Genomic DNA, 13,683 nt, shown 5'->3' with positions numbered 1-13,683 from the left:
CGCCGCCACCTCAGACGGCGGGGTAGCCCTCGCCACGCAGCAGCCGGGCCAGGTGGGCCGCGTTGGCCGCCGCGGTGGCGGTCGCCGAGTCCGTCTGCTCCGGCGTCTCGTCCAGGTCCTTGAAGTCGACCGTGTGCATGGCCTCGCCGTTCCAGTAGGTGCCGCCCTGCGCCGGGATGGTGAAGCCGACGTCGTTGAGCGCCTGGTAGAGGATCGCCGTGATGTGGTGGGCACCGTCCTCGTTGCCGACGACGACCGCGATCGCCACCTTGCCGAACGTCAGCAGCCGGCCCTCGTCGTCGGTCTCCGACAGCTCGGCGTCCAGCCGCTCCAGCACCCGCTGGGCCACGCTGGAGTGCTGTCCCATCCACGTCGGCGTCGCGAGCACCAGGATGTCGGCGGCCATGACCTTCTCGCGGATGGACGGCCACTCGTCACCCTCACCCATGTCCAGCTCCACCCCGGGTCGCACGTCGTGGTCGACCACGCGGACCTGGCTGCCGGACACGCCGTGCGTGGCCAGCGCGTCGAGCACCTGCTGCCCGAGCTTCTCGGTGCTGGACTCCGTCGGCGAGGGACTCAGCGTGCAGGTGAGGACGAGCGCGGTCAGGTCGCTGCCGTGGTCAGCCATCCAGGCACGGTATGCCGTCGCCGTGCCCCCCGCAGGTCGGACCGCCCGGGCCGCCGCGCGAGCTCGACCCCACCCCCCTCCGTCAGCGGGCGGGAGGCGTCAGCGAGAAGTGCCCCGTCTCCAGCCAGTGCCGGAGCCGGTCCACCGACCTGACCAGGTAGGTCTGCGACTGGGCGCGGAGGGCGGCCGTGCTGCTGCCCAGCAGGTCGTTGCCGAGCAGGAGCTGACGCGAGGCGACCATCGCCTCGAAGTCGTCGCCCGCGGCGTGCGGGAGGGGAGCGACCTCGGCATACCCCGCCCGGACCGACTCCTCGGTGGCGCCGTCCCCGCGGCGGAGGTAGAAGGTGGTCACCGACAGGTCGTAGGCCGGCGTGCCGAGGCCGCAGTCGTCGAAGTCGAAGACGGCGAGGCACCCGTCGTGCCACTTGAGGTTGGCGCCGTGGAGGTCGGCGTGCAGCGGGATGACCGGCCCGGCGGCGTGGTCGCGGGCGAAGGCGGCGGTCGTCCGGGCCATGGCCTCGGCGACGACCTCCCGCTGCTCGGCGTCGAGACCGGCCTCGCCGGTGATGCGGTCCTCGTCGCCGAGGAGGGGCTCGACGAAGGTGCGCAGGTGGGCGAGCCTCGGCAGGTCGAGGGACCGGGCGTGCTCGTGCAGCTGCGCCATCGCCCGCCCCAGCGCCCGGCCGATCTCGGGGGTGAGGTCGTCGGCGTCCGGCCCCTCCAGCCACGACGCGCAGGTCACCAGCGTCTCGCGGCCGAGCGCCCGCGACGCGACCCGGGCGGACCAGGCGCCGTCGGTCGTGGCCCGCGGCACCGCCACCCGCACCGGGGTCTGCTCGGCGATGGCCAGCTGCCACAGCTGCTGGGTGACGATCTCCTCGGCGGAGCTGGAGGAGTTGGTGTTGACCCTCAGCGCGTAGCGCTCGCCCGTGGGGGTCGCCAGGGCGAAGGTCGTGTTGTAGGCGTGGGTGAGGAGGTCGAGGCGCTCGGGCTCGAGACCGAAGGCGGCGGCCGCGTCGAGGGCCACGGGGCGCAGCGCCTCCGCCTGCTCGTCGTCGGTCAGGTCGGCGTAGTCGGTCCCGGGGATCGTGCTCACGCAGGAACAGTAGGTGACCCGACCCGCGCGGCGCCTGCGGATTTCCCGTCAGGCGGGACCGGCGGACCGCATGAGCTGCGAGCGGTAGATGGTGCTCACCACCACCCCGTCGAGCCACGCGGTGAGCCGGTCGGCCTCGGTGGCGAGCGCGTCCCGCGCGACGCGGGGGAGACGGGTGCCCGGCAGGGGCAGGACACGCACCCGGGCGTCGGCGTCCTGCACCCAGGCGCCGACCACGCGGCCGTTCCACCAGGCGGTCGTCCCGCCGTTGCCGTTGCTGTCGAAGAGGTATGGCGTGTTCGCCGGCTCGAGGTAGAAGTCGCGCCCGCGCCAGCCCATGGTCGTGGGGTCGAGCACCGGCAGGAGGGCGGCCCACGGCCCCGGTGCGGCGACGGGCTCGGCATCGTCGGGCAGCAGCCACCCGGTGCCGCCGCCGTCGAGGCTGACGGCCACCGCGTCGACGTCGGCGAGGGCGGTCCGGACGGCCGTCTTGGTGGAGCCGAGCCACCACTGCACGTCCTCGACGGTGCCCGGCCCGAAGGTGCGCAGCCAGCGGCGCACGAGCTCGGCATACCCTTCCCGGGAGGTGAGCGGCTCCACCCGCTCGCCGAGCCAGACCGAGCTGAGCGCCCAGGTGGGTCTGTTGATGCGCCAGTGCCCGGCGTTGGGGCCGCGCACGATCAGGCCGTCGGCGCCGAGAGTGGTCAGCACCCGCGGCGCGAGGTGGGTGGTGCCGCCGTAGCTCTTGTCCGGGCTGACCGTGTAGGTCCCGGCCAGCTCGGGCAGCTGCTCGCGCAGGTCGCGCGCGGAGTGGGCCGACCCGTCCGCCAGTCGGGCGAGGACCGCCCTGCGCGCGGCGTCCAGCCACGCCTCGCCGTCGTCACCGGCGCCGTGGAGCGCTGCGTCGCGGGCGACGAGACGGCGCTGCTCGACGGCGACCCGCGCCGACGCGCTGCCCAGGGCGGCCGGCAGCAGGTCGCGCGTGAAGACGAAGAGGGTCCGCCGCATCGCCAGCTGCTTGACCACGGGCCGGTCGTCGTAGAGGGCGCCTTCGACGTCGGCGGGCGTGGTGCCGTCGGTGCGGGCGGCCACCGCGAGATGCACGCTGGCGGCCTCGGTCGCGTGCAGGACCGTCATCGCCCGGGTGGCGGCGAGGGTGCCGACGACCCGGTGCGCCGGGTGCAGGGCGTGCCGGACCGCGATCCGGGCCCGCCGCTCCTCGTCGTCGACGTGGCGCACCGGCGAGGAACTGGCGCCCACCCGGGTCAGACCTGCTCGGGCGGCAGCGTCTCCGCGTGGCCGGCCGCCCGCGCGGCACCCTCGACGCGCTCGCGGTGGGCGGCCCAGGCCTCGACGCTCTGCTCGGGCAGGTTGCTCACGCCCGGCCGCAGACCGGCCTGGCCGTCGATGAGCTCACGGACGATGTCGGCGTGCCCGGCGTGCCGGTGGGTCTCGGTCGTCAGGTGGACGAGGATCTGCCCCAGCGAGACCTCCGAGTGCTCGCCCCACCACGGCACCTGGCCGCGCGCGTCGAGGTCCAGGGCCGCGACGGTGGCGTCGCCGTGCGCCCAGGCGCGACGGTAGAAGTCGATGATCTCCTCGCTGGTCTCGTCCGCGGTCGCCCACAGGTCGGCGTTGGCCTCGGCGTCGTCGTCGTACCACGGCAGCGGGATGCCGCTCGGTCGGCCGAAGCTGTCGCCCAGATAGCCCAGCTCGACGCTGGCCAGGTGCTTGACCAGGCCGAGCAGGTTGGTGCCGGTCGGGGTGAGCGGTCGGCGAAGGTCGTACTCCGACAGGCCCTCGAGCTTCCACAGCAGCGCGTCCCGGGCGCTCTGCAGGTAGCGCAGCAGCCAGCCCTTGAGGTCGTCCAGCTCCGGCCGGGCCGGTCCGGCCGCCTCGTCGGAGGTCATCGCCACGCGCCGTCCCGTCGCCAGGAAGACCGGGTATGCCGCTCCCTCCTTCTCGATCGAGGTGCAGTCCGCGACGCTCACCTCGGTCAGGCCCACGGCGCGCATCCGCTCGGCGAGCGTGTGGCGATCGAAGCCGTGGTGGCCGTCGAAGTCGTGCACGGAGGCGTGGAAGGAGCCGTCCTCGCTGTCCAGGTCGGCGACGCACAGGTGACCGCCCTCGTCGAGCAGCGAGAGGAGGCCGGTCAGCACCCGGTCGAGGTCGTGGACGTGGTGCAGCACGAGGGAGGCCACGACGAGGTCGTAGCGGTCCGCCGGAGGCTCCTCGTGCTCGAGGTCGAGGTCGACGACGCGGCTGTCCGCGGGCAGCGTGCCGGCCGCGATCTTGGCCTGCATGACCTCGCGCATTCCGGCCGAGCTGTCGACGAGCGTGGCGGAGACGCCCTGGACCCGCCTGCTCAGCGCCTGCGTGACCAGGCCCGTGCCCGCGCCATACTCCAGGAGGCGGAGGCCGCCGTCCTGGCCCGGGACCGCCGCGCCCGCGGCGACGATGCCCCGCGCCACCTCGTCGGCGACCCCCTCCTTGGCAGGGTCGTCATAGGTCGCGGCCCGCGCGTCGAAGTGGTCCTTGCTCATGGGCTCACCCTGTCACGGCACACCGACATGCGGGTCAGCCGCGGCACAGGTCGACGATCTCGGGCTGCGGGACGCAGCCGGCAGCGGCGTAGGTGGCGACCGCGGCGGCGTTGCTGCTCTCCGCGCAGACGAGGGCGCTGGAGGAGCCGAGCTCGCGGAGCGCGGCCGCACCGGCCAGGGTGATCGCGCGCCCGTAGCCCCGACCCCGGTGGTCCGGGTGGACGCCCATCGGCTCGACGAGGCCGGGGAGTCCTGGCCCCGCCGACCACACGGTGATGGCCGCCACCGCAGCACCGGAGGGGTCGCGGGCGAGCAGGCAGCGGGCGGAGTCGTAGGCAGGGCCGGCCGCCATCAGGTGCCAGCGCTCCTCGGTGAAGGTCGACCGCGCGAAGGCCGACCGCTGGACCGCCACCCGGTCAGCCACGTCCCCCGGCCGGTCCGGCCGCACGACGGTGACGGTCACGGCGACCTCCGGGTCCTCCACGGGCCCGCCGAGGTCCCTGCGCAGCGGAGTCCACCTCTCGCCCTCGGACCAGCCGTCCGCCCGCAGCGCGGCTGACACCGCCGAGCCGCTCGGTGCGTCGACGGTCGCCTCGCCCTCGGGCAGCAGGCCCCGGCCGGGGTCCGCGGCGTCGACCGCGACCGCCTGCGCCAGCTCCTCGTCGGCGAAGACGTCGGGGGCGACGTTGACGCGCAGCAGACGCGCGCCGTCGACCAGCCCGACCGCGAGGATCTGGTCGTCCCGCCGCCACAGCCGCACGGACGCCGCCACCGTGCGCTCGCCGAACCGCCAGAACCACCCCACGTCCCCGGGATGGAGCGCGGCGGGGGCCTGGTCGCCCTGCCACCCACGCAGCGCGGCGAGGACGGTCGGCAGCTCCTCGGTGCCCGGGGTGTGCTTCGTGATCGTCATACGACCACCTTCTCCCAGCGGGGTAAGACGGTGGACCCGCGACGACACCCAGGTGTGAGATGGGAGAGTCCGGCCCGGCCGGCGGGTCGCGATCGAGGAGGTCGTCATGCACGTCGTCGTGGTCGGTGGAGGGCTCGCGGGCGCGCGCGCCGTCGAGGAGCTGCGCAAGGCGGGCCACACCGGCGAGATCACCCTGGTGGGTGCGGAGGAGCACCTGCCCTACGAGCGCCCCCCGCTGTCCAAGGACGTGCTCCTGGGCAAGAGCTCCCCGGCGGACGCCGAGGTCCACGACCGGGCCTGGTATGACGAGCGCCGGGTCTCCCTGCGCCTCGGCTCCGAGGCGGTCGCATTGGACCTCGGACGCCAGATGGTCACGCTCGACGGGGGTGAGGAGCTGCACTACGACGCGCTCCTGCTCGCGACCGGCTCCGAGCCGCGGCACCTGCCCGACGCCGAGGGGCTCAGCGTGCCCATGAGCTACCTGCGGACCGTGGAGGACTCCGAGGCCATCGCCGCGCTGTGGGAGGGCGGCGGGCACGCCCGACGCCTGCTCGTGATCGGCGCCGGGTGGATCGGGCTCGAGGTCGCGGCCGCGGCCCGGCAGCACGAGGTCGAGGTCACGGTGGTCGAGCCGGCCGAGCTGCCGCTCGGCCGCGTGCTGGGACCGGAGATGGGGCGGCTCTTCGCTGACCTGCACCGCGAGCACGGGGTGGACCTGCGCCTGTCCACCACGGTGGAGTCGCTCGCCGACGGCCCGGACGAGGACGGTCGGCCCACGGTCGTCGCGAGCCTGAGCGACGGCAGCACCGTCACCGCCGACGCGCTCGTGGTCGGCATCGGCGTGCGGCCCCGCGTCAGGCTCGCGGAGCAGGCGGGCCTCACCATCGCGGAGGACGGCGGCGTCGCGGTGGACGAGACGCTGCGCACGAGCGATCCGCACGTCTGGGCGGCCGGCGACATCGCCTCCGAGGACCATCCCGTGCTCGGCCGGCGCGTGCGCGTCGAGCACTGGGACGTCGCGCGCCAGCAGGGGCGCCACGCCGCGCGGGCGATCCTGGGCGACGACGCGGCATACCGGACGATGCCGTACTTCTACACCGATCAGTACGACCTCGGGATGGAGTACGTCGGCAGCCCCGGTCCCGACGGCTACGACCGCGCGGTCATCGACGGCGACGTGGCCGGGCGGGTGCTGACGGTGCGCTACGTCAAGGACGGCACGGTCGTCGCCGCCATGCAGATCAACGACTGGGACGCGATGGACGGGTTGCGGCAGGCGGTCGGCCGGCCGCTCGAGGAGGGCTGAGCCTGCCTCCGGGCATGGCCGACACTTACGGCAAGGATTCGTTGGTCGTGACCAACGAATCCTTGCTGGAACTGTGCGCTATGACCGGGTGCGGTCGAGCTCGCCCACCAGCCGGGCCGGCGCGGTGAGCCGGTAGACATCTCCACGAGCTCGGCGACCTCCTGCCAGTCGACCTCCGACGGCGAGGTCCCGTGGAAGCTGAGCCCGAGCCAGCCGGACGGCCCGACGTAGGCCGGCACGAAGAACCGTCCGTCGTCGATCAGCGCCTCCCGCTCGGAGGCGTCCGGGAGGAAGAGGAGCGCGTGCCGCACCACCGGTGAGTAGTGGTCACCCCGCAGCGAGCCGCCGTAGGTCGCGAAGACCTTGGTGGTGAAGAAGGTCGGGCGGCCGTGCGAGACCTTCTCCTGCGCCCCCGGCAGCGCCAGGCAGATCTCCCGCACCCTCGCCAGGTGCGGGTCGAGGTCCTCGAACATCCGGGGGTGGCCGGTCACCTGTCGAGTATGCCGTGGTCAGCGCCTGCCGATCCGCGCGGCGAGCGCTGACCCCGCTCCCCGCCGAGCGCGTCACGTGGTTGCTCCCCGGCGGCGCAGCCATTCCGCGCGTTCGGTGGCGAAGGGGGGCAGGCTGGGGCGATGGAGCTCCTCATCCTCGGCGGCACCCGCTTCCTCGGGTATGCCGTGGCCACCGCCGCGCGCGACCGCGGCCATGACGTCACCTGCTTGGCCCGCGGGTCCGGCCCCGTGCCCGACGGCGTCCGCCTGGTGCTGGCCGACCGTGACGACGACGGCGCGCTGGCGCCGGTGTCCGACCGACCCTGGGACGCGGTCGTCGACCTCGCGACCCTGCCCGGGCACGTCCGTCGAGCGGTGCGCGATCTGCATACCTCCCACCGGGTCCAGGTGTCGACCGCCAACGTCTACGCGCGCGCCGACACGCCCGAGCAGGACGAGCAGGCCCCCGTGGTCGACCCGCTGGAGGCGGACGTCATGTCGGGGATGGAGGAGTATGGCGCGGCGAAGGTCGCGTGCGAGGTGGCGGTCCGCCGTGCCCCGGGGACGTCCACGGTGGTCCGGGCGGGGCTGATCGGGGGGCCTGGTGATGCCAGCGGGCGCACGGGCTACTACCCCTGGCGGTTCGCCCACCCGACCGGTCCTGACGTGCTCGTCCCCGACGATCCTGAGCTGCCGGTGTCGCTGATCGACGTCGACGACCTCGCCGCGTGGATCGTGCTCGCCGCCGAGCGGCGGGTGGACGGGACGTTCAACGCGACCGGCCCCACGACCTCGCTCGGCGCGGTGGTCGACGCCGCCCGGCGCGTCGCCGGCAGCGGTGCCGAGGCGCGTCCGGTGGCGTTGGACGTGCTGGCTCGCGAGGGCGTCAACCAGTGGATGGGTCCGAGGTCGTTGCCGCTGTGGATCGCCGAGCCGACGATGCGGTGGTTCTCGACGCTGGACACCTCCGCAGCCCGGCGGGAGGGCCTGGTCACCCGGCCGTTGGAGGAGACCCTGGCGCGGGCGCTGGCCTACGAAGAGACCCGGGACGAGGCCCGGCCGCGGGCCTGCGGGCTCACGGACGAGGAAGAGAGGGCGCTGCGCAGCGCGCTGGCGGGGGAGTAGGTCAGGACGGCAGGGGTGCGGGGGCCTCGGGGCCGACGTAGCGTGCGGACGGCCGGAAGATCTTCGGGCTCTGCGTCTGCTCGATGACGTGCGCGCCCCAGCCGACGACCCGCGCCGTCGCGAAGGTCGGCGTGAACATCTCGCGCGGGATCCCGCACAGCTCCATGACCACGCCCGCGTAGTACTCGACGTTGGTGTGCAGCTCCCGCCCGGGCTTGAGCTCGGCCAGCGCGCTCACGACCTCCTCCTCGACCCGGACCGCGAGGTCCACGAGCGGCCCACCCATCCCGACCGCGATCTCCCGCAGCAGCGCCGCACGGGGGTCCATGGTCCGGTAGACCGCGTGCCCGAAGCCCATGATCCGCTCGCCGGCCGCGACCTTCTCGCGCACCCACTCCCGCGCCCGGTCCGCCGACCCGATCTCGTCGAGCGCATCCAGCGCGCGGTCGGGGGCGCCGCCGTGCAGCGGCCCGGCGAACGTGCCGATCGCCGCGCAGATCGCGGAGGCGACGTCCGAGCCCGCCGAGGTCACCACCCGCGCGGCGAAGGTCGACGCGCTGAAGCCGTGGTCCACCGTCGAGGTCAGGTATGCCGTGATCGCCCGCCTTTCCCTCTCGCCCGGTTCCTCCCCGCCGAGCATCCACAGCCAGCTGCCGGCCGCCCCCAGCTCCGGTCGCGCCGGCAGCGGATCGAGCCCGGCGCGCAGCCGGTGGATCGCGGCCTGGAGCACAGGCACGGTCGCCACCAGCCGGAGCACGTCGGCGCGCACCTGCTCGGCGGGCGCGCCATACGTCGGGGCGAAGCCGTCCAGCGCGCCGAGGTGCGAGACCGCGGTGCGCAGCCGCGAGAGCGAGGCGCGGTCCGGCCCCGACCGGGCGACGTCGGGGAGCAGCCGCAGCAGCTCGGGCGGGAGCACGGCCGCGGCGGCGAGGCGCTCCCGCAGCGCCGCCGACTGCGCCGGCGTGGGCAGGGTCCCCTCGAGCATGAGGTGGCAGACGTCCTCGAAGGACCGTGTCCGCGCGAGCTCGACCGCGGGGTACTGCCGGAAGTGGTAGAAGCCCTCCCGCCCCCTCACGTCCCCGGTGGTGGTGTCCGCGACGACGACGTCCTTGAGCCCGGCGGGGGCGACGATCTGGGTGCTGGTCATGTCAGCGAGCGTGACCTAGGGTTGATCACCGTGTCAACGTTGATCGAGTCAACATGAGCCGTCTCCGGCCGGAGGGCGAGCTCACGTCCGCGCAGGTCGCGGACTACCTCGGCGTGAAGGTGCAGACCGTCTACGCCTACGTCAGCCGGGGCGTCCTGACCCCGCTGCGGCGCGACCCGTCGGCGGGCAGCCTCTTCGCCCTCGCCGACGTGCAGGCGCTCGCCGGGGGTGCGCGCTCGGGGCGTCGCCGCCGGCCTGCCGCGAGCGATGACGTGCGCACGGCGATCACCGAGATCGGCCCGGGACGGCTGGCCTACCGGGGGCGGGACGTCACCGACCTCGCCGGGCACGCCTCCGCCGAGGAGGTCCGTGCCCTCCTCACCGGGGACCTCGTGCCCGGTATGCCGTCGCGAGAGTCGTTCGACCCGCTCCGCGATGCCCTCGCTCCCCTTCTCGCCGCGCTCCCCGACGCCACCGGGCCGCTGGACCGGATGAAGCACGCAGTGCTGGTCGCGGGAGCCACCGACGTCGGCCGGCAGGACCGGCGTCCCGAGGCGTTCGCGCGAGCAGGCGCCCGGGCGGCGACCGCGATGGCCCTCGCCGTGCCAGGGGCGGCGGCGGGCGGGCCGGGCACCCTGGCCGAGCTGCTCGCCATACCCCTGGCGCCGTGCCCGCCCACCCTGATCGACGCCGCGCTCGTGCTGCTGGCCGACCACGACCTCGCGGTGTCGACGACCGCCGTGCGCGTGGCGGTGTCGTCGGGGGCGGATCCCTACAGCGCGCTGCTCGCCGGGCTCGCCGCCGCCGACAGCCCGCAGCACATGACCGCCTCGCTGCGGGCGGTCGACTGGCTGCGCGGGGCCACCGAGGCGCCCCAGGCTGCCCTGGACGCCGCGTTGGCCGGGGACCGACCGCCCGGTTTCGGGCACGTCGTCTACACCGAGCAGGACCCGCGCGCCCAGGTGCTGATCGCGCTCCTGGAGGAGCAGGCGACGGGCGACGCCCTGAGGGCGCTGCGCCACATCGAGGCCGAGCTCCTCGAGCGCCGTGGCTGGCTGGTCAATATCGATGCCGCCCTCGCGCTGCTCGTCATGGCCTACGACCTGCCGCGGTGGGCCGGCGCGGTGATCTTCGCGTGCGCCCGGACCTCCGGCTGGACGGCCCACGCCATCGAGGAGCTCGCGGAGCCGGGCATGCGCTTCCGGCTGCGCGGTGTCTACAGCGGCGCGCGCGGCTGAGGGCGGCCCTCAGAACGAGAAGGTCGTCGCGCCCTCGTCGCCGATCCACTCCCACAGCTGCACGGTGCCCGCGACCTCGGCGTTCGGCAGGAGCGTCGCCGCGTCGATCGCCTTGGCCTTCACGCAGACGCCGCAGGCGATGTAGCGACCGCCGGCCGCGGCGTAACGGTCCATGAGGTCGGACAGCGGCGGGCAGCCGTCGCAGGCGACCGCTCGCGGGAAGCCCTCGACCGCCAGGCGGACGGCCTCCTTGGTGAGGAACATCAACGTCTCGCGGCCGGCCTCGGCGGCACCGACGGCGACCAGGAAGGCGACCGTCACCTTCTCGGCGTCCTCGAGACCGGTCGTCAGGGAGATGGCTGCCTTGCTCATGAGACCCTCCTGGTCCCCGGGGGACCCCGGCGGGGTCCGACCCTGGACAGTCTGCTGGCGGGGGCGGCCTCGTGGCTACAGTTCCCGGCATGTCCTCCGACCAGCTCGCAGACCACCTCACCGCCGAGCTCGACGAGCTGCTCCGGGAGGACGACGCGGCCCTGGTCTCGCGGTTCCCCGGCGACACCGCCTCCCGTCAACCGGTCCACACGGTCTACGTCCCCGCACATGTCTACGACGCCCACCTCGTGCAGCGCTGGGGCGCGCAGGCCCGGGCGGCCCTGACCGAGCACGAGGCCACCCTCGCCGAGCTGCTCGCCAGCCACACGACCGTGCCGGCCGACCAGCTCCTCGGGCTCGTCGCCGCCAAGCTCGACCGCGAGCCGGTCGAGGACCTGCGCATCGACCTCGAGGACGGCTACGGCCGCCACCCCGACGTGGAGGAGGACGCGCACGTCGACGCGGCCGCCGCCGCCCTGGCGCAGACCCAGCGCGACGGCACGGCCCCACCCTTCGCGGGCATCCGGTTCCGGTCCTTCGAGGGCCCGACGCGAGCCCGGGGCGTGCGCACGCTGACCCGCTTCGTCCAGGGCCTGCACGCCGCCGGCGGCTCGTTCGACCGGGTCGCGGTCACGCTGCCCAAGGTCACCAGCGTGGCCCAGGTCGCGGCGATGGTGCGCGTGTGCGAGCGGCTCGAGGGCGCGGTCGGCCTGCCCGACCGCACGCTGCGCTTCGAGATCCAGGTCGAGACCCCGCAGTCGGTCCTCGGCCCCGACGGCACGGCCCTCGTCGCCCGGATGATCCACGCGAGCGACCGCCGGGCCAGCGGCCTGCACTACGGCACCTACGACTACTCCGCCTTCTGCGGCATACCCGCCCCCTTCCAGTCCATGGAGCACCCCGTCGCCGACCACGCCAAGCTCGTCATGCAGGCGGCCGCGGCCGGCACCGGCGTCCGCCTCTCCGACGGCTCGACCAACATCCTGCCCGTCGGCACCGACAGCCAGGTCCGCGACGGCTGGGCGCGGCACCTGCGGCTGGTCCGACGTTCCCTCGAGCGCGGCTACTACCAGGGCTGGGACCTCCACCCCGCCCAGCTGCCGAGCCGGTTCGCCGCCACCTACGCCTTCTACCGCGAGCACCTCCCGGCGGCCGCCCGGCGCCTGCGCGACTACCTCGACCAGGTCGGCGGCACCGTCATGGACGAGCCGGCGACCGCCCGGACCCTCGCCGACCTCGTCGTGAGAGGCCTCGACTGCGGTGCTCTGGGCCCCGAGGAGGTGGAGCGCGCGGTCGGTCTCCCCGCCGCCGAGCTCGAGGCGCTGGCGCGGCCCCGCCGCGCCTGACCCGGCCCACGGCATACCTTGACGGGCTCCCGCCCCGCACCTAGGTTCGGCCCATGACCGACGGGATCGTGCTCGGCGCCAACCAGTACGGCAAGGCGGAGAACCGCGTCGTGCGGATCGTGCGCGACACCCCCCGCCACGAGATCCGCGACCTCAACGTCTCCACCTCGCTGCGCGGCGACTTCTCCCGCGCGCACACCGACGGCGACCAGGCCGACGTGCTGCCCACCGACACGCAGAAGAACACCGCCTTCGCCTACGCCAAGGAGGTCGGGGTCTCCTCCCCGGAGGAGTATGCCGTCGCCCTCGCCTCGCACTTCCTCGACGCCGCCCCGGCCGCGACCGCCGCGCAGGTGCGGGTCGAGGAGCAGGCCTGGGACCGGATCGCGGTGGAGGGCAGCCCGGACGGCCACGACCACAGCTTCGTGAGGCGGGGCACCGAGACCCGCACCTGCGTGGTGACGGTGGCGGGGCGCGGGGCGGAGCAGCGCACCTGGGTGCTGTCGGGGCTGCAGGACCTCGTGGTGCTCAAGTCCACCGGCTCGGAGTTCCGCGGCTTCCTCAAGGACGCCTACACCACGCTCGAGGAGACCGACGACCGCATCATGGCCACCTCGCTCACCGCCCGGTGGCGGTGGTCCGGCACGGAGGGTGTCGACCTCGACGCGGCCTACGCGGAGGTGCGGGCGACCCTGCTGTCGACCTTCGCGACGACCTACAGCCGGGCCCTGCAGGAGACGCTCTACGCGATGGGCCGCGCGGTGCTGGAGACCCAGCCGCAGGTCGCGGAGATCCGCTTCTCGGCGCCCAACAAGCACCACTTCCTCTACGACCTCGGGCGCTTCGGTGTCGAGAACAACGGTGAGGTGTTCATCGCCGCCGACCGTCCCTACGGCCTGATCGAGGCCACCGTCGCGCGCGAGGACGCGGGCGACGCGGGCGAGGCGTGGACCGCCGTCCCGGGGTTCGTGTGAGGCCGGGGGCGACGGGCGCGCTGCCCTTCGACACGATGCCCGACGAGGAGGCGCGGGCCCTGCTGCGCGGCTGCCTCGACGTCGACCGCTGGGTGGAGGAGGTGCTGGCCGGCCGTCCGTACGGCGATCGCGTGGCCCTGGTCCGCACCGCCGACCTCGCCGCCCGCAGCCTCACCGCGGCCGAGCTGGACGCGGCGCTCGCGGGGCACCCCCGCATCGGGGAGCGGGCCGGCGCGGGCCACAACCAGCAGGCCTCCGGCCGCGAGCAGGCGGGCGTGGACAGCGCCGACACGGACCTGGCGACGCGCCTGGCCAGCGGCAACGCGGCATACGAGCAGAGGTTCGACCGGGTCTTCCTCATCCGCGCGGCCGGCCGCGACGGCGAGGAGATCCTGGCCGAGCTGCAGCGACGGCTCGGCAACGACGACGACGCCGAGCGTGCCGAGGTCGTCGACAACCTGCGGCAGATCGCGCTGCTGCGGCTCGAGGAGGCGGTCTGAC

At 74.4% G+C, this 13,683-nt stretch carries 14 protein-coding genes; 6 read left to right on the top strand and 8 right to left on the bottom strand.

Annotated elements, in window-relative coordinates; translation table 11 throughout:
- Positions 1-10 precede the first annotated feature (10 nt).
- From IEV65_RS10150 to IEV65_RS10130, 5 genes are all read right to left on the bottom strand, one after another.
- Entirely contained in the window at positions 11-631 is a 621-nt protein-coding gene (locus IEV65_RS10150; RefSeq protein ID WP_188430434.1) for a flavodoxin family protein, read from the bottom strand.
- An 82-nt stretch (positions 632-713) separates the two neighbouring features.
- A complete protein-coding gene (locus IEV65_RS10145) occupies positions 714-1,727 on the bottom strand; it encodes a phosphotransferase enzyme family protein (RefSeq protein WP_188430432.1) in 1,014 nt (337 codons plus the stop codon).
- A gap of 48 nt (positions 1,728-1,775) precedes the next feature.
- On the bottom strand, positions 1,776-2,987 hold the full coding sequence (locus IEV65_RS10140) for a winged helix DNA-binding domain-containing protein (RefSeq protein WP_229735166.1): 1,212 nt from the start codon (positions 2,985-2,987) through the stop codon (positions 1,776-1,778).
- Between the two features lie 5 nt (positions 2,988-2,992).
- Entirely contained in the window at positions 2,993-4,270 is a 1,278-nt protein-coding gene (locus tag IEV65_RS15905; protein ID WP_188430430.1) for a mycothiol transferase, read from the bottom strand.
- Positions 4,271-4,304: 34 nt separating this feature from the next.
- Positions 4,305-5,183, bottom strand: a complete 879-nt coding sequence (locus IEV65_RS10130) for a GNAT family N-acetyltransferase (protein WP_188430428.1) — start codon at positions 5,181-5,183, stop codon at positions 4,305-4,307.
- A gap of 106 nt (positions 5,184-5,289) precedes the next feature.
- On the opposite strand from IEV65_RS10130, the gene IEV65_RS10125 reads away from it, so the two are divergent.
- Positions 5,290-6,489 (top strand): NAD(P)/FAD-dependent oxidoreductase, encoded by a 1,200-nt coding sequence (locus tag IEV65_RS10125; RefSeq protein ID WP_188430426.1) that lies wholly within the window; start codon positions 5,290-5,292, stop codon positions 6,487-6,489.
- Here the strand turns inward: IEV65_RS10125 and IEV65_RS10120 are convergent.
- Positions 6,387-6,980, bottom strand: a complete 594-nt coding sequence (locus IEV65_RS10120; RefSeq protein ID WP_308642571.1) for an MmcQ/YjbR family DNA-binding protein — start codon at positions 6,978-6,980, stop codon at positions 6,387-6,389. The genes IEV65_RS10125 and IEV65_RS10120 overlap by 103 nt on opposite strands.
- 141 nt (positions 6,981-7,121) lie before the next feature.
- Between IEV65_RS10120 and IEV65_RS10115 the strand changes: the two genes are divergently transcribed.
- Positions 7,122-8,105: an NAD-dependent epimerase/dehydratase family protein gene (locus IEV65_RS10115; protein ID WP_188430424.1), complete on the top strand. Its 984-nt coding sequence runs from the start codon at positions 7,122-7,124 to the stop codon at positions 8,103-8,105.
- Between the two features lies 1 nt (position 8,106).
- Here the strand turns inward: IEV65_RS10115 and IEV65_RS10110 are convergent, their stop codons facing one another.
- Positions 8,107-9,252, bottom strand: coding sequence for a citrate/2-methylcitrate synthase (locus IEV65_RS10110; protein ID WP_188430422.1), 1,146 nt, complete (start codon positions 9,250-9,252; stop codon positions 8,107-8,109).
- A gap of 53 nt (positions 9,253-9,305) precedes the next feature.
- On the opposite strand from IEV65_RS10110, the gene IEV65_RS10105 reads away from it, so the two are divergent.
- A complete protein-coding gene (locus IEV65_RS10105; protein ID WP_188430906.1) occupies positions 9,306-10,490 on the top strand; it encodes a citrate synthase in 1,185 nt (394 codons plus the stop codon).
- A gap of 9 nt (positions 10,491-10,499) precedes the next feature.
- Here the strand turns inward: IEV65_RS10105 and IEV65_RS10100 are convergent, their stop codons facing one another.
- A complete protein-coding gene (locus IEV65_RS10100; protein WP_188430420.1) occupies positions 10,500-10,862 on the bottom strand; it encodes a DsrE family protein in 363 nt (120 codons plus the stop codon).
- Between the two features lie 89 nt (positions 10,863-10,951).
- Here IEV65_RS10100 and IEV65_RS10095 point away from each other — a divergent pair, with 89 nt between their 5' ends.
- The 3 genes from IEV65_RS10095 to uraD are packed head-to-tail and all read left to right on the top strand — an operon-like array spanning position 10,952 to position 13,682.
- The gene (locus tag IEV65_RS10095) at positions 10,952-12,208 is read left to right on the top strand and encodes a DUF6986 family protein (RefSeq protein WP_188430418.1); all 1,257 of its coding nucleotides are present in this window, start codon (positions 10,952-10,954) and stop codon (positions 12,206-12,208) included.
- A 53-nt stretch (positions 12,209-12,261) separates the two neighbouring features.
- Positions 12,262-13,182 (top strand): factor-independent urate hydroxylase, encoded by a 921-nt coding sequence (gene pucL / locus IEV65_RS10090; RefSeq protein ID WP_188430416.1) that lies wholly within the window; start codon positions 12,262-12,264, stop codon positions 13,180-13,182.
- Between the two features lie 35 nt (positions 13,183-13,217).
- The gene (gene uraD / locus IEV65_RS10085; RefSeq protein WP_188430414.1) at positions 13,218-13,682 is read left to right on the top strand and encodes a 2-oxo-4-hydroxy-4-carboxy-5-ureidoimidazoline decarboxylase; all 465 of its coding nucleotides are present in this window, start codon (positions 13,218-13,220) and stop codon (positions 13,680-13,682) included.
- The last annotated feature ends 1 nt before the right edge of the window (position 13,683 follow it).

The organism is Ornithinimicrobium tianjinense, assembly GCF_014636495.1.
GTDB lineage: Bacteria > Actinomycetota > Actinomycetes > Actinomycetales > Dermatophilaceae > Ornithinicoccus > Ornithinicoccus tianjinensis.
The sequence above is the reverse complement of the archived record's forward strand: the minus strand, read 5'-3'. Positions and strand labels throughout refer to the sequence as shown.